Source organism: Mediterraneibacter sp. NSJ-151 (assembly GCF_022487435.1).
GTDB lineage: Bacteria > Bacillota > Clostridia > Lachnospirales > Lachnospiraceae > Schaedlerella > Schaedlerella hominis.
This window is the reverse complement of sequence record NZ_JAKVPP010000003.1, coordinates 121,906-138,877: the sequence shown is the minus strand read 5'-3', so window position 1 is coordinate 138,877 and position 16,972 is coordinate 121,906. Positions and strand designations below refer to the sequence as shown.

14 protein-coding genes are annotated in these 16,972 nt (G+C 36.2%); 13 read left to right on the top strand and 1 reads right to left on the bottom strand.

Annotated elements, in window-relative coordinates; all coding sequences use genetic code 11:
* Nucleotides 1–21 precede the first annotated feature (21 nt).
* The 9 genes from LQE94_RS04050 (at nt 22) to glyA (ending at nt 11,879) form a co-directional block, all read left to right on the top strand.
* The gene (locus LQE94_RS04050; protein ID WP_240577065.1) at nt 22–588 is read left to right on the top strand and encodes a flavodoxin family protein; all 567 of its coding nucleotides are present in this window, start codon (nt 22–24) and stop codon (nt 586–588) included.
* A 107-nt stretch (nt 589–695) separates the two neighbouring features.
* Nucleotides 696–1,592, top strand: coding sequence for a DUF2156 domain-containing protein (locus tag LQE94_RS04045; RefSeq protein ID WP_240577064.1), 897 nt, complete (start codon nt 696–698; stop codon nt 1,590–1,592).
* A 12-nt stretch (nt 1,593–1,604) separates the two neighbouring features.
* Nucleotides 1,605–2,795, top strand: a complete 1,191-nt coding sequence (locus LQE94_RS04040) for a pyridoxal phosphate-dependent aminotransferase (protein WP_022075400.1) — start codon at nt 1,605–1,607, stop codon at nt 2,793–2,795.
* A gap of 15 nt (nt 2,796–2,810) precedes the next feature.
* The gene (hisC, locus tag LQE94_RS04035) at nt 2,811–3,887 is read left to right on the top strand and encodes a histidinol-phosphate transaminase (protein WP_240577063.1); all 1,077 of its coding nucleotides are present in this window, start codon (nt 2,811–2,813) and stop codon (nt 3,885–3,887) included.
* Nucleotides 3,888–3,890: 3 nt separating this feature from the next.
* Nucleotides 3,891–4,400, top strand: coding sequence for a COG2426 family protein (locus LQE94_RS04030; protein ID WP_022075398.1), 510 nt, complete (start codon nt 3,891–3,893; stop codon nt 4,398–4,400).
* A 70-nt stretch (nt 4,401–4,470) separates the two neighbouring features.
* Nucleotides 4,471–4,923, top strand: a complete 453-nt coding sequence (locus LQE94_RS04025; protein WP_118737248.1) for a hypothetical protein — start codon at nt 4,471–4,473, stop codon at nt 4,921–4,923.
* Nucleotides 4,924–5,004: 81 nt separating this feature from the next.
* Nucleotides 5,005–6,060, top strand: coding sequence for a flavodoxin-dependent (E)-4-hydroxy-3-methylbut-2-enyl-diphosphate synthase (gene ispG / locus LQE94_RS04020; protein ID WP_118723636.1), 1,056 nt, complete (start codon nt 5,005–5,007; stop codon nt 6,058–6,060).
* Nucleotides 6,048–10,583, top strand: a complete 4,536-nt coding sequence (locus tag LQE94_RS04015) for a PolC-type DNA polymerase III (protein ID WP_240577062.1) — start codon at nt 6,048–6,050, stop codon at nt 10,581–10,583. The genes ispG and LQE94_RS04015 overlap by 13 nt, the downstream gene beginning before the upstream one ends.
* 60 nt (nt 10,584–10,643) lie before the next feature.
* Nucleotides 10,644–11,879: a serine hydroxymethyltransferase gene (gene glyA, locus LQE94_RS04010; protein ID WP_022075394.1), complete on the top strand. Its 1,236-nt coding sequence runs from the start codon at nt 10,644–10,646 to the stop codon at nt 11,877–11,879.
* A 313-nt stretch (nt 11,880–12,192) separates the two neighbouring features.
* On the opposite strand, the gene LQE94_RS04005 is transcribed toward glyA, so the two are convergent.
* Nucleotides 12,193–12,390: a cold-shock protein gene (locus LQE94_RS04005; RefSeq protein ID WP_022075845.1), complete on the bottom strand. Its 198-nt coding sequence runs from the start codon at nt 12,388–12,390 to the stop codon at nt 12,193–12,195.
* A 284-nt stretch (nt 12,391–12,674) separates the two neighbouring features.
* On the opposite strand from LQE94_RS04005, the gene LQE94_RS04000 reads away from it, so the two are divergent.
* From LQE94_RS04000 to LQE94_RS03985, 4 genes are read left to right on the top strand one after another with little or no spacing between them, the layout of a single operon-like run.
* Nucleotides 12,675–13,118: an NfeD family protein gene (locus tag LQE94_RS04000; RefSeq protein WP_240577061.1), complete on the top strand. Its 444-nt coding sequence runs from the start codon at nt 12,675–12,677 to the stop codon at nt 13,116–13,118.
* Nucleotides 13,119–13,120: 2 nt separating this feature from the next.
* On the top strand, nt 13,121–14,053 hold the full coding sequence (locus tag LQE94_RS03995; RefSeq protein WP_118737250.1) for an SPFH domain-containing protein: 933 nt from the start codon (nt 13,121–13,123) through the stop codon (nt 14,051–14,053).
* Between the two features lie 16 nt (nt 14,054–14,069).
* Nucleotides 14,070–16,445, top strand: coding sequence for an ATP-dependent DNA helicase (locus LQE94_RS03990; protein WP_240577060.1), 2,376 nt, complete (start codon nt 14,070–14,072; stop codon nt 16,443–16,445).
* A gap of 1 nt (nt 16,446) precedes the next feature.
* Nucleotides 16,447–16,950 carry a GreA/GreB family elongation factor gene (locus LQE94_RS03985; RefSeq protein WP_117989053.1) on the top strand — a complete coding sequence of 168 codons (504 nt, stop codon included), beginning with the start codon at nt 16,447–16,449 and terminating at the stop codon, nt 16,948–16,950.
* The last annotated feature ends 22 nt before the right edge of the window (nt 16,951–16,972 follow it).

The window sequence follows — 16,972 nt, the reverse complement described above, 5'->3', positions numbered from 1 at the left end:
GACCGGAAAGAAGGAACTAGAATGAAAGTATTATTATTAAACGGAAGTCCAAGAAAAGCAGGCTGTACATATACAGCTCTGACAGTTGTTGCAAAAGCACTTGAGAAACATGGAATTGAGACAGAAATTTTTCAGGCAGGCAATCCTGATATGGAAAATGTAAAAGCAGCGGCTGTGAAGATGGCTGAATCAGATGCTTTAGTTGTTGGTTCTCCGGTTTATTGGGCATCTCCATCTGGCCAGATTATTGAATTTATGGATAAATTATGTTCGTGTGCCGGAAAAGATATGTTGCACAAACCAGCTGCGGCCGTTACATCTGCACGTAGAGCCGGAACAACTGCTACATTGGATGTGATCATGAAATATTTTACATACCATCAGATGCCGGTCGTATCGTCTAATTATTGGACAATGGTACATGGTAATACACCGGATGAAGTGCAGCAGGATGCCGAGGGAATTCAGATTATGAGAACTTTAGGTAATAATATGGCATGGCTTTTGAAATGCCTCGAGGCAGGAAAAAAAGCAGGTATTGAAATGCCGGTGGATGAAGAGAAAATCAAAACAAACTTTATCCGATAAGCTCATTTTAAGCAGCGGGATTTCCGCTGCTTTTTGCACTTGACAATATACTAAACAACTACCGGCCGCAAGTTTTGTGGCTATTACAAAAAGAAAGGATTTTTTGAATGGATAAAATCCAATTTAAACGACCTGAATTAGAAGACCAAGAAATTATTCACTCTTATTTAAAAAAATCACCAAGCCGAAGCTGTGAACGTACTTTTGCAAATGTTTATCTTTGGTCCAGACACTATAAAGTAGAGTATGCCATTATTGAAGGCGCATTAGTTTTCAAGGACAATTCCGAAAAAGCTCTTTTTGCCTATCCTGCAGGAGATGATGACTCTGTTCATAAAGCAATTGAATGGTTAAATCAATATAGTGATACCAAAAATACTCCACTTATGTTTTATAATGTAACAGAAGAAAACTTTGCACAACTGGAATGTTGGTATCCGGGTGTATATAAAATACAATACGACCCGGATCAGGCTGATTATGTATATGATTCAGAAAAACTTATGACTCTTGCAGGGAAGAAACTACATGGGAAAAGAAATCATATTAATAAATTTAAATCCCTGCATGAAGACTGGAGCTATGAACAATTAAACGATGATAATGTGGAAGAATGTTTTCAAATGGCTTTAAAATGGCGTACGCAAAATGGATGCGATGAGGATATGGAGAAAAATGCAGAAATGTGTGTAACATTAAATTCCTTACGCCTGTATAAAGAACTCGGTCTTATAGGTGGTGTTCTTCGTGCAGAAGGAAATATTGTAGCATTTACAATTGGGGAGCCGATGTGTGAAGATACATTTGTTGTTCATATCGAAAAGGCTTTTGCGGATGTAGACGGTGCTTATCCAATGATCAATCAGCAGTTTGTTCAGCATGAATGTACAGATTATGCATATATAAATAGAGAAGACGATGCCGGTTCTGCCGGACTTCGAAAAGCTAAATTATCGTATCAGCCTGCATTTATGGTACAAAAAGGATTCGTCACAAAGAAATAGGAGGATACAAAGATGATTTCAAAAAAAATGGAAAATATGGTTGCAAATAGTTCTGCAATCCGGGCAATGTTTGAAGAAGGTAACCGATTGGCAAAGATATACGGATCTGAAAATGTATTTGATTTTAGCCTTGGCAATCCAAATGTTCCGGCTCCGGATGCAGTTAAATATGCGATCAAAGAACTTTTAGACGAGGAAGATCCTGTAGTTTTACATGGTTATACAAACAGTAATGCCGGATATGAAGATGTTAGAATAGCTATCGCAGATTCTTTGAATGAGCGCTTTGGCACACATTTTTGTAGCAAGAATATTACCATGACCGTAGGAGCAGCCGGTGGACTAAATGTTATTTTGAAATCCTTGATCAATCCAGGCGATGAGGTCATCGCATTTGCTCCATATTTTGGAGAATATCGCAGTTATACAGATAATTATGATGGTGTCCTTGTAGAAGTTTCTCCTAATACTACTGATTTTCAACCTAAGCTAGATGAATTCGAGCAGAAAATATCTCCAAAAACAAAGGCCATAATTGTAAATACCCCAAACAATCCAACGGGTGTTGTTTATTCAGAGGAAACAATTCAGAAAATGGCCGCTATTTTAGAGAAAAAACAGAAGGAATATGGAACAGACATTTATTTAATCTCAGATGAACCATATCGTGAATTAGCATATGACGGAGTTGAAGTACCTTACCTTACAAAGTACTATGCAAATACAATTGTAGGTTATTCATACAGTAAATCTCTTTCTCTTCCAGGAGAACGTATCGGCTATCTTGTAATTCCGGACGAAGCATCTGACAGCGAAAAGCTAATCGGGGCAGTTAATGTGGCAACACGTATTCTTGGTTTTGTAAATGCTCCGACTTTACAACAAAAAGTTGTAAAAGCATGTTTAAATGAAAAAACAGATATTTCTTACTATGACCGTAATCGTGAAACATTATATAACGGATTAAAAAATCTAGGGTTTGATTGTATCAAACCGGAAGGAGCCTTTTATTTATTTGTAAAATCTCCGATTGCTGATGAAAAAGAATTTTGTAATGAAGCCAAAAAATATAATATACTGATTGTACCAGGGTCTTCATTCGCATGTCCTGGATATGTAAGAATGGCTTATTGTGTATCCTACGAGACAATTGTTAATTCACTACCTAAATTTGCCGAACTCGCTAAACAATATAATCTATAGGAAAGGGATAGAATCATGGGATTAAATGAAAATATACGAAATAATATTCGCCAGGTAGAGCCTTATGTTCCAGGCGAACAGCCACAAAATAAAGTAATTAAATTGAATACAAATGAAAATCCTTATGCACCTGCACCAGGAGTTGAACAGGCACTTCAGTCAATGGATTTAGATCGACTTCGCTTATATCCGGATCCGACGGCAGAATTACTTACACAATCTCTGGCTGATCGATACAAAGTGGATAAAGATCAGGTATTTGTAGGGGTTGGCTCAGATGATGTATTATCCATGTGTTTTCTGACTTTTTTTAATTCAGATAAGCCAATTCTTTTTCCGGATATTACCTATTCTTTTTATAAAGTATGGGCTGATTTATATCGCATTCCATATGAATGTCAGAAATTAGATGCTGATTTTCATATTTGCAAAGAAGATTATTATAAAGAAAATGGGGGCGTTATTTTCCCAAATCCAAATGCACCTACAGCAATTTATGAAAATCTGGATTTTGTAGAAGATATCATTAGACATAATCAGGATGTCATCGTAATTGTAGACGAAGCATATATTGATTTTGCCGGAAAGTCTGCATTGGAATTAATCTCAAAATACGATAATTTGATTGTTGTTCAGACATTTTCAAAATCTCGTTCTATGGCTGGTATGAGAATTGGGTATGCCATCAGTAACCCGACTTTGATTAAATATTTAAATGATGTGAAATATTCGTTTAACTCTTATACAATGAACCAGACTTCTCTTGTTTGCGGAGCAGAAGCAGTAAAAGATGAAACTTATTTCAAAGAAACTGTAAATAAAATTGTTGAAACAAGAGAATGGGCCAAAGAGCAGTTTAAAGAGTTAGGATTTGAATATCCAGAATCTCAAGCCAATTTTATTTTTGTAACTCATCCAAAGCTGGATGCAAAACAACTATTTACAGCTTTGAAAAAAGCCAATATTTACGTCAGATACTGGGAAAGCGAGAGAATTGAACAATATTTGCGTGTGACAATTGGTACGAAAGAAGAGATGGAAACTTTCTTTTCTTTCTTAAGACAATATATTGCCGAACATGGAGGAAGATAGTAGATGAAAGAAGCATTAATAAATGGATTAATTGCAGGGCTTAGCGGAAAGGTCGGGAAAGAATTCATCATTTTTTTGATTTCTATGGTACCAATTCTTGAACTTAGAGGTGGACTCCTTGCAGCAGGACCGGCACTTTTAGATGTACCTATGTGGCAGGCTATTCCTATTTGCTTTATTGGGAATCTGGTTCCAATACCATTCATTTTATTATTGATCACAAAGATTTTTGATTGGATGAAAGGAACAAAGAAACTAAAACCTTTAGTTGAAAAACTGGAACATAAAGCGATGAACCAGAGTGCCAATATTGAAAAATATGAATTTTGGGGACTAGTAGCATTTGTAGGCATTCCACTTCCGGGAACAGGAGCGTGGACAGGAGCTTTGATTGCTGCATTATTGGGAATTCGTTTTAGAAAGGCTTTTCCTGCCATTGTTCTTGGTCTTGTAGTGGCAACAGTTATTATGACTATATTATCCTATACCGTTCTCGGAACAATATTTGCTTAATGAAATTAGATTGACATAAAATACGAGAATCCGTATAATTAAAGAAGAACAAATTAGAGGAGAAGAAAACATGCTCGCAAAAAATGATGATCATACAAGAAGTATTATTTGGCGAAGCGTAATGTCTGTCACATCTGTTGTAATTATTTTGATTGCAGTATTTTTCCTGGTTCGTATGTTCACAATGAATCCATTGGAAGGAACATGGGATTACGAGGACAGTGATTTAATTATGACAATCAAAGGGAATAACACAGCAATTATAAAATGGCCGGATGAATTTGATGACAATCAAATTGCAGTTTCCATGGATTATGATATTGATTCTAAAACCAAAACTTTTAGTTTACGTCTCAATACAGATGCTGTAAAAAAGGCAGCTGATTCGGAAGGCATATCAGAAGATGTGATTACTCAGGCGTTAGATCGGTTAGATGGAACCTATGATTACAATATGGAACAGAATCAACTGACACTGACAGACCGGGAATATGGCAGCCAGTTAATATTTGAAAAAGAGTAAAGATAAACAGGGATGAATATGAAACGTCCCTGTTTTTTCTATCATGAAATAAAACGAGGGATATTTTAAAAAGGAGGAACTATGTTAAGAGAAAAGACAAAGGAAATTAAAATTGGAGATGTAATAATCGGTGGAAATCACCCAATCGCAATTCAGTCTATGACCAATACACCTACTGAAGATGTAGAAGCAACTGTAGCACAGATTTTACGTCTGGAAAAAGCAGGATGTGAGATTATTCGATGTACGGTTCCAACATTAGAAGCAGCAGCGGCTATCAAGGAAATAAAAAAACAAATCCATATTCCACTTGTAGCGGATATTCATTTTGATTATCGTATGGCAATTGCGGCCATTGAAAATGGTGCAGATAAAATACGAATCAATCCTGGAAATATTGGGTCAAGAGATCGTGTACAAGCTGTTGTCGACAAGGCAAAAGAATATCATGTGCCCATTCGTGTAGGTGTAAACAGTGGCTCACTTGAAAAGCCATTAATAGAGAAATACGGCGGTGTTACAGCAGAAGGAATTGTTGAAAGTGCTTTAGATAAAGTAAAAATGATAGAAGATATGGGGTATGACAATCTCGTTGTCAGCATTAAATCCTCGGACGTGTTAATGTGCGTGAAAGCACACGAATTAATTGCCAGTCAGTGCCCATACCCTTTACATGTCGGAATTACTGAAGCGGGAACACTTTACTCAGGAAATATCAAATCTTCTGTAGGACTTGGTATTATATTACACGAAGGCATCGGAAATACAATTCGTGTTTCATTGACTGGAGATCCTGTAGAAGAAATTAAAACTGCAAAATTAGTTCTTCGTACCTTAGGACTTCGTAAAGGCGGAATTGAAGTTGTATCTTGTCCAACCTGCGGACGTACAAAAATCAACTTGATTGAATTGGCAAATCAAGTTGAAACCATGGTTTCAGAATATCCGCTTGATATTAAAGTTGCAGTTATGGGATGCGTTGTAAACGGACCAGGAGAAGCAAAAGAGGCTGATCTTGGCATTGCCGGTGGTATCGGAGAAGGCTTGTTGATCAAAAAAGGTGAAATTATAAAGAAAGTGCCGGAAACAGAACTTTTGAATACACTTCGATGGGAGTTAGACAATTGGAACAAGTAAGTAATGCCAAAAGATTTTTTGAGGTATTTCCAACGTTAAAAGTTGAAAAAGATATACAAGAATTATTTGCAGATGTGCAGATTAAAAAAATTACAACAAATTCTTCAAGAGAATTTTTAAATATTCATCTATTCAGTCTGCATCTAATTCAAAAACGTTATATCAAACGAATGGAAGAACACATTAAAAAGCAGCTGTTTGGGAAGACCTCTGTAGCGATAAAAATTGAGGAGGATTATCAGCTTTCTGAACAATATACGCCAGAAGCACTAATGGTAGAATACCATGACAGTATTTTATTAGAATTAAAAGAAGTCAGTGTGCTTGCAGCAAGCATGTTTGAACAGGCAGAAATTCACTTTGAAGCAAATTCAATTATGCGTCTTGAATTATTAAATACAATTGTTTCAGAAGGACGAAAAGAGGAAATTGTATCGTTACTGGATGAGATTTTTAATCAACGTTTTCATATTCCGACGGATATTCGTATAGAATATCGGGAAAAAGAAAAAGAAGACCAAAACCTGGAATATGATGAACAGCGTATTCAGAGGGAAATAGATGCTATCTTTGCAAGAAACCGCAAACTTCATGGAGAAGAGAGGGAAAAAGAGTCTGGTGAATCCAGTCCTGAAAAGAAAGCCACACCTGTTTCTCAAAAGGCTGTTGTTGATAAGAAACCAAAGGACAATGGGAATGATAGTGGTGAACGTAAAAGCTTTAAATCTGATTTTAAGAAAGGTTATATACGTCCGTTAAAACAAGGGAATGATCCAAATCTCATCTATGGTAAGGATTTTGAGGATGAACCAATCCGATTGGATGTCGTCGAGACAGAAATGGGTGAAATTACATTTCATGGAAAGATTATTACTTTTGAAACTCGAGAAATCCGAAATGAAAAATCTATTTTAATGTTTGCTGTAACAGATTTTACCGATACTATTATGGTAAAAATGTTTATTCGTAACGATCAACTTCCGGATTTGCTTGAAGATTTAAGAAAGGGGTCATATATAAAAATCAAAGGTGTAACAACAATTGATCGTTATGATGGCGAATTATCTATCGGTTCGGTTACCGGAATTAAAAAAATCGGTGATTTTACCACGAAAAGAGAAGATTTAAGTCCCGTGAAGCGTGTAGAATTGCATTGCCATACAAAAATGAGTGATATGGATGGGGTATCTGAAACACAGGATATTGTCCGTCGTGCCCACGATTGGGGACATGCTGCAATTGCCATTACAGATCATGGTATTGCACAAGCTTTCCCTGATGCAAATCACTTTATAGAACGATTGGATAAAGATGATCCATTTAAAATACTGTATGGTGTAGAAGGCTATGTTGTAGATGATCTAACAGAAATTGCTGTTGGAGCAGGAGATGAAACACTGGATGATGTTTATGTTGTGTTTGATATTGAAACCACAGGATTTAGTGCCATAAAAGATAAAATCATCGAGATTGGAGCTGTAAAGGTTGTCAACGGCAAAATTGTTGATAAATTCAGTACTTTTGTAAACCCTGAAAGACCAATTCCTTTTGAAATCACTAAACTGACAAGTATTACAGATGATATGGTTATGGAGTATCCAAATATTGAAGTGATTCTCCCACAATTTCTGGAATTTGCAAAAGACGCAGTACTTGTTGCCCACAATGCAAGCTTTGATGTTGGATTCATTGAACAAAACTGCCGTTATCAGGATATTGAACCAAAGTTTATATCTGTAGATACAGTGGCTCTTGCCAGAGTGCTCCTTCCAACTTTATCAAAATATAAATTAAATATTGTGGCAAAAGCACTTGGAATTTCTTTAGAAAATCATCATCGAGCAGTAGATGATGCAGGAGCAACCGCAGAAATCTTTGTAAAGTTTGTTGAAATGTTGAAAGAGCGCAATATAACAACATTAAAAGGAATTAACCAATTCGGTGATATGAATCCAAATGCGATTCGAAAGCTTCCAACACATCATATCATCATTCTGGCAAAAAATGATATTGGGCGTTACAATCTATATCAGTTGATATCAGAATCTCATTTAACTTATTATGCACGACGTCCACGCATTCCAAAAAGTTTGTTAAACCAATATCGTGAGGGACTTGTCATAGGAAGTGCCTGCGAGGCAGGTGAGTTATATCAGGCTATATTAAATGGAAAATCACCACAAGTAATTGCCAGACTGGCAGAATTTTATGACTATTACGAAATTCAGCCACTTGGAAATGATAAATTCATGCTTGCAAGTGATAAGTACTCAAATATCAATACCCTGGAAGATTTGATGGAAATAAACCGACAGATTGTACAGCTTGGGGAAAAATTCAAAAAGCCTGTTGTTGCGACTTGTGATGTGCATTTCCTTGACCCGGAAGATGAAGTGTACCGCCGTATCATCATGGCAGGAAAAGGCTTCAGTGATGCAGATGACCAACCACCTTTATTTCTTCGTACAACCGAAGAAATGCTGGCAGAATTTGAATATTTAGGTTCTGCAAAGGCTCATGAGGTCGTAATTGAAAATCCTTGTAAAATTGCAAATATGATAGAAAAAATATCCCCTGTCAATCCTAACAAATGTCCACCGGTCATTGAAAATTCTGAACAGAATCTGCGTGATATTTGTTATAACCGTGCTCATGAAATCTATGGTGAAAATTTACCAGAACCAGTATCCAAGCGATTGGAGAAAGAATTAAATTCTATCATTTCTAATGGATATTCCGTTATGTACATCATTGCGCAAAAATTAGTATGGAAATCAAATGCAGATGGATACCTTGTTGGATCACGAGGATCCGTAGGTTCTTCATTTGTAGCTACTATGGCCGGAATTACAGAAGTTAATCCATTATCTCCGCATTATTATTGTGCACATTGTCATTATAGTGATTTTGATTCTGAAGAAGTAAAATCATATGCTGGAGGATGTGGATTCGACATGCCGGATAAAAATTGTCCGGTATGCGGTGAAAAACTAATAAAACAAGGATTTGACATTCCTTTTGAAACCTTTCTTGGTTTCAAAGGTGACAAAGAACCTGATATTGACTTGAACTTTTCCGGTGAGTATCAGTCTAAAGCACATAAATATACAGAAGTTATTTTTGGAGAGGGGCATACCTTTAAAGCCGGAACAATCGGAACGCTGGCAGATAAAACAGCTTACGGTTATGTAAAAAACTATTACGAAGAACGTGGTATGCGTAAACGACGTTGTGAAATAGAGCGGATCAGTCAGGGATGTACAGGTATCCGACGAAGCACCGGACAGCATCCGGGAGGAATTGTTGTACTTCCTCATGGACATAACATTAATGAATTTACACCTGTTCAGCATCCTGCAAACGATATGACTGTAGACATCATAACAACACATTTTGATTATCATTCGATTGATCATAACTTGTTAAAACTAGATATTCTCGGTCATGATGATCCGACCATGATCCGTATGCTGGAGGATTATATTACATCTGATGCTCTGGAGAATGAATACAACGAAGAAAATCCTTTTGTAGCAACCAAAATTCCTCTGGATGATAAAGATGTTATTTCGTTGTTCCATAATACAAGTGCACTTGGTATTAAACCAGAAGATATCAGCGGCTGTCCGCTTGGAAGTCTTGGAATCCCGGAGTTTGGAACAGATTTTGTTATCCAGATGGTGCAAGATGCAAACCCACAATCATTATCTGATTTAATCCGAATTTCCGGTTTGTCTCACGGAACCAATGTATGGCTTGGAAATGCACAGGAATTGATCAAACAAGGAAAGGCAACGATTTCTACTGCAATCTGTACTCGTGATGATATTATGATTTACTTGATCAATCAGGGAGTAGATAGTGCACTTTCTTTTACAATTATGGAGAGCGTACGAAAAGGTAAGGGGTTAAAGCCTGAATGGGAAACTGCAATGAAGGAAAAAGATGTACCGGACTGGTATATTGATTCTTGCAAGAAGATTAGCTATATGTTCCCAAAAGCACATGCTGCTGCCTATGTTATGATGGCTTATCGAATCGCATATTGTAAAATTAATTATCCACTCGCTTATTATGGTGCTTATTTTAGTATTCGTGCCGATGCATTTTCTTATGAACTTATGTGCCAGGGCAAAGAAAAGTTAAATTATTATATGAATGATTACAGAAAAAGATCCGATAGTCTCACAAATAAAGAACAGGATACTTTAAAAGATATGAAGCTGGTTCAGGAAATGTATGCCCGCGGACTGGAGTTTATGCCTATTGATTTATATCGTGCAAAAGCAAAAGATTTTCAGATTATCGACGGAAAGCTAATGCCGTCTTTTGCAAGTATTGACGGAATGGGTGATAAAGCTGCAGAAGCGGTAGAACTCGCTGCAAAAGATGGAAAATATCTGTCGTTAGATGATTTCAGACAAAGAACAAAGGTTAGTAAAACTGTTATTGATCTGATGTCAGACCTTGGATTATTCGGAGATTTGCCGCAAAGTAATCAGTTGTCATTATTTGACTTTTAGATAATATATGCTATACTTGTTTCCAATGGGGAACAAAAGAAGAGATGGAGGGAAACTACTATGTATGATTTTGAAGAAATAGTAAAAACAGATCCTGAGATTGCGAATGCAATCAAAGACGAGATGAATCGTCAAAACTCACATATCGAATTAATTGCATCTGAAAACTGGGTAAGCAAAGCAGTGATGGCTGCAATGGGAAGCCCACTCACAAACAAATATGCTGAAGGATATCCTGGAAAAAGATATTATGGCGGATGTCAGTGCGTAGATGTTGTAGAAGATCTTGCAAGAGAACGTGCTAAAAAGTTATTTGGTTGTGAGTATGTAAATGTACAACCACATTCTGGTGCACAGGCTAACATGGCAGTTATGTTTGCTATGCTTGAACCTGGAGATAAGATTATGGGTATGAACCTTGACCATGGCGGACATTTAACGCATGGCTCACCTGTAAACCTGTCCGGTAAATACTTCGATGTTGCTCACTATGGTGTAGATGAAAATGGATTTATTGATTATGATGAAGTGTTACGAATTGCCAAAGAACATAAGCCAAAATTAATCGTAGCAGGAGCAAGTGCTTATGCAAGAACGATTGATTTTAAGCGTTTTCGTGAAATTGCCGATGAAGTAGGGGCTTATTTAATGGTTGACATTGCACATATTGCAGGACTTGTAGCAACCGGATTACATCCAAGCCCAATTCCTTATGCACATGTTACCACCACAACAACACATAAGACGCTTCGTGGACCTCGCGGAGGTATGATTATGTGCAGCGAAGAGATGAATAAAAAGTTTAATTTCAATAAAGCTGTCTTCCCTGGTATTCAAGGTGGTCCGTTAATGCATGTTATTGCTGCAAAAGCAGTTTGTTTTGAAGAGGCACTTAAACCGGAATATAAAGAATATATGGAGCAGGTTGTTAAAAATGCACAGGCCTTGAGTAAAGGCTTGATAGAACGTGGCATAAAGATTGTTTCCGGTGGTACCGATAATCATTTAATGCTGATTGATTTATCTGAAACAGAAATCAGTGGAAAAGAACTTGAAAAACGTTTGGATGATGCACATGTTACAGCAAATAAAAATACAATTCCAAACGATCCTCGCTCACCATTTGTTACAAGTGGTGTGAGACTTGGAACACCAGCTGTTACAACTCGTGGTATGTTGGAAGAAGATATGGATAAGATTGCTGAAATTATTGCACTTGTAGTAGAAAGCGAAGATAATGTAGAAAAAGCAAAAGCAATGGTTGCTGAACTGACAGATAAATATCCGTTATGTTAATTCAAGTCGAGCAGCCGCGAGACTTGGCGCGTGATTCTGGTCAGCGTAAGCTGACACATTCTTTACAGAATCACTGCGCATCCTCGCGGAGCGTTTATCTCAGTCGGAGATTGGACTCCCACTGAGACAAATTTGCTGTTACTCACTACCTGAAAGAGGTGGGAGTCTTCTCGACTGAGATAAATACGAATAAAAAAGAGCATCGTGAAAGATGCTCTTTTTTTAATCTCATTTTGTTATTTGCTTTTAAAAATTATAAATATTAAATCTCGTCATAAATTTATATAATTAAAAGGTACATAAAAAAATCTGATTAAAGTTTTACTACGTTTGTAGCCTGTGGTCCTTTAGCGCCTTCTGTTACATCAAATTCAACAGCCTGACCTTCTTCTAAAGATTTGAACCCATCCATAACTAATCCTGAATAGTGAACGAATACGTCATTTCCTTCAGCATCTGAGATGAATCCGTACCCTTTTTGGTTATTAAACCATTTTACTGTACCTGTCATTGCCTGACCCTCCATAAAAATTTAAAAAATAGTAGTATGTTTGTTCTTATCTTTGAACAATACTTGCTTATTTTAGCATATTTAACAATAAAAGTCAATCGGATTATTTTACTATTCGTAAAAATGTACAAATTCATTCAAAGAAAAATTTTCCAACAATGCAGAGAAAAATAAAAATCGATGCATTAATAATAAAAGTATTGTATAATTAGAACTAACAGAATAAGATATCATTAATATGATACTTATGATCAATATACCAGAATAAGAGAGAAGGGAGTAAAATGAAAGAAGAGATTTTTATATGGCTTGGATTGTTGATTGTATTTTTAATCATTGAGATTATTACTGTCGGACTTACAACAATCTGGATGGCAGGAGGAACTTTAGTAGCGTTAATTTTATGTCTGGCTGGTTTCAACCTATGGTGTCAGATCATATCCTTTTTAATTGTATCCTTTATCTTATTATTATTTACAAGACCTTTTGCTATGAAATACATAAATTGTCATCATGAAAAAACCAATTATGAACAAATAATAGGAAAAGTGGTTAAAATCACAAAAAAAGTAGATAATTTAGAAGAAACAGGTGCAGCTGTCGTGAATGGTTTAGAATGGACCGCACGTACAAAAAATACCGGAGAAATTTTAAATCCAGGAGATCTTGTAAAAGTGGTTGAAATTTCAGGTGTAAAATTAATTGTTGAAAAATATCAGGAGGGATAAACATGTTTGGATTTTTAGTACTTATCATCATTTTAATTATTGTACTTTTCGTACTTATTTCATGTGTCAAGATTGTTCCACAGGCTCATGCCTACGTTCTTGAGCGTCTTGGTGGATATAAAGAAACATGGAGTGTAGGTATTCATTTCAAAATGCCAATTTTAGATCGAGTGGCAAGGAGAGTTTCTTTAAAAGAGCAAGTTGTTGATTTCGAACCACAAGCGGTTATTACGAAAGATAATGTAACAATGCAGATTGATACAGTTGTCTTTTTCCAAATTACGGATCCTAAAAAATACGCATACGGAGTAGAGAATCCAATCGCGGCAATTGAGAATTTGACCGCTACAACCTTGCGTAACATTATCGGAGATTTGGAATTAGATGAAACCTTAACATCCCGTGAGACAATCAATACAAAAATGCGTACAATACTTGATATTGCTACCGATGAATGGGGAATTAAAGTAAACAGAGTAGAATTAAAGAATATCATGCCTCCTAAGGCTATTCAGGATGCTATGGAAAAACAAATGAAGGCGGAACGTGAACGAAGAGAAGCAATCTTGCGTGCAGAAGGTGAAAAGAAATCTACAATTCTTGTTGCAGAAGGTGAAAAAGAATCTGTTATTTTAGAGGCAGAAGCTGCAAAACAAGCTGCAATCTTAAAGGCTGAGGCAGAAAAACAGAAACGGATCAAAGAGGCAGAAGGTCAGGCCGAAGCGATTCGCACTGTGCAAAAAGCTACAGCGGAAGGTATTGAATTTATCAAGGCAGCAGGAGCCGATGAAGCTGTTTTAACATTAAAGAGTCTGGAAGCATTTGCAAAAGCGGCAGACGGTAAAGCAACAAAAATTATTATTCCGTCAGATTTACAAGGAATTGCAGGGCTGACAAAAACAATTTCAGAGGTTGCAAGAACAGAGAAAGCATAAAGAGTAGATAATTATAATGGAAGAACCTATCATAAAGATTTCCGTCCGCAATCTAGTAGAATTCATATTGCGGACGGGTGATATAGACAATCGGACATCCGGCAGTCTGGAGAAGGATGCGATGCTGCAAGGGAGCAGATTGCATCGTAAGATTCAACGCAGAATGGGAGCAGATTATCATGCCGAAGTAGCATTAAAAACAAAAGTTGTTTGTACGGACTTTTTACTTCTGATTGAAGGAAGGGCAGATGGTATTATTGAAAATGATTCTGGAATCTGCATAGATGAAATAAAGGGAACTATACGCGATTTATCTCATATAGAAGAACCGATAGGCGTCCACCTTGCTCAGGCAAAGTGTTACGCCTATATCTATGCCACACAGCAACATTTAACTAATATTGATGTGCAGATGACATATTGTCACTTGGAAACAGAAGAAATAAAACGTTTTAAGCAAAATTTTTTGTTTGATGATCTGGAAAAATGGTTTAACGAATTAATTCACGCATATGAAAAATGGGCAAAATTTCAAATTCAATGGAAGAAAGAACGTGATCGTACAATTCAAAAAACAGAATTTCCATTTTCATATAGAGAAGGACAACGTGAAGTTGTATCCTCTGTATATCGTACGATACTTCGCAAAAAAAATTTGTTTATCCAGGCTCCAACCGGAATCGGAAAAACTATGGCTACAATTTTCCCGGCTGTTCGCGCAATAGGCGAAGGACTTGGAGAAAAAATATTTTATTTGACAGCAAAAACAATTACAAAAACCGTAGCGGAGCAAGCTTTTTATATACTTCGCAAGAACGGATTAAGATGGAAATCTGTCACGGTTACTGCAAAAGAAAAAATTTGTTTTTGTGAAGAAACGATTTGTAATCCTGACGAATGTCCTTATGCGAAAGGACATTTTGACCGTGTAAATGATGCTGTATTTGAATTAATCAGCACAAAAGATGAATGTACGAGAGAAATCATAGAAGAACAGGCAAGAAAATACCATGTATGTCCGTTTGAGATGTCACTTGATGTCAGTGAATGGATGGATGCAATCATTTGTGACTATAATTATGTGTTTGATCCAGACGCTCATTTAAAACGTTTTTTCTCAGAAGGCGGAACAGGAGAGTATTTGTTCTTAATTGATGAAGCACATAACCTTGTTGAGCGCGGTCGAGAGATGTATAGCGCCACGCTTTACAAAGAAGATTTTTTATCTATGAAAAAATTATTCCAAAGCGATGCTCCAAAACTTGCAAAACGCCTGGATGAATGTAATAAACAACTCTTGGCATTAAAACGTGAATGTGAAACATATCAAGTGATAGATAATGTTTCACACATTGCCTTAAAGTGCTTAAATATTCTAGGAGAAATAGAAAACTATTTTGATGAACAGCCTTCTCCTGAAAAAAAAGATGCCCTCCTTGATTTTTATTTTCAGATTCGTTCATTCATTAATATCCATGATATTTTGGATGAAAATTATTTAATCTATACGGAAATGGAATCGGATGGTCGTTTTAAATTAAAATTGTTTTGTGTAAATCCGGTAACAAATCTACAGCGTTTTTTAGAATATGGGAACAGCACAATTTATTTTTCGGCAACATTTTTACCTGTTTTTTATTACAAAAACTTACTTAGTGTCAATCCCGATGATTACGCAATTTATGCAAAATCTACATTTCCAGAAGATAATAAACTTCTCTTATTGGCAGAGGATGTGAGTACCAAATATACATTGCGTGGACCTGAAATGTATCAAAAAATCGCACGATATATTCAAAACATTGTATCTGTCCAACAAGGAAATTACATGGTATTTTTCCCTTCTTATCGCATGTTAGAAGAGGTTTACGAACAGTTTGTTAATTTTCCTACATCTTCGATAAATAATTCTGTAGAATGCATTCTTCAATCACAGTATATGAATGAAATTGAACGTGAAGAGTTTTTGAATTGTTTTGAAAGCCAGAACGATAGAACCTTAATTGGTTTTTGCGTGATGGGAGGAATTTTTTCGGAGGGGATTGATCTGGCTGAAGATCGCTTAATCGGAGCAATTATTGTTGGAACCGGGTTGCCTCAGGTATGTAATGAAAGAGAATTATTGAAACAATATTTTGATGCAAAAAAAATGTCAGGATTTGATTTTGCTTACTTATATCCGGGAATGAATAAAGTATTGCAATCTGCAGGACGTGTGATCCGTACAGAATCAGACAAAGGAGTTATTGTATTACTTGATGTCAGATTTTTAGACAATCGATATCAGGCTATATTTCCGCGTGAATGGAAACAATACCAATTATGTCAGTTGAATCATGTGACTGACACCGTAGCCGCCTTTTGGCAGGATAAAAATAAGGAGAGAATATAAAATGCGTGATAAATTAACTAAAAGCGATGTTAAAAAAATAGAGGAAGAAATTGAATACAGAAAATTAGTTGTCAGAAAAGAAGCAATTGAAGCAGTAAAAGAGGCTCGTGCCCATGGCGATTTAAGTGAAAATTTTGAGTATCATGCTGCTAAAAAAGATAAAAATAAAAACGAAAGCAGGATTCGTTATCTGGAAAGGATGCTGAAAACGGCCATTATTGTCGATGACAGTTCAAAAGATGATGAAGTCGGAATTAATAATACTGTAGAATTATACATGGAAGATGATGACGAAATAGAGACCTACAGACTTGTCACTTCTGTACGAGGCAGTTCAATTCAAGGATTGATCAGTATTGATTCTCCTCTTGGAAAAGCAATTTTAGGACATAAACTAAACGACAGAGTATATATTCAGGTAAACGATAATTTCGGTTATTATGCAATTATTAAAAAAATTATAAATACTCAAAATGATGAAAATGATGAGCTTCGCAAATTCTAGGTGTTGAAATAAAAGATAGGAA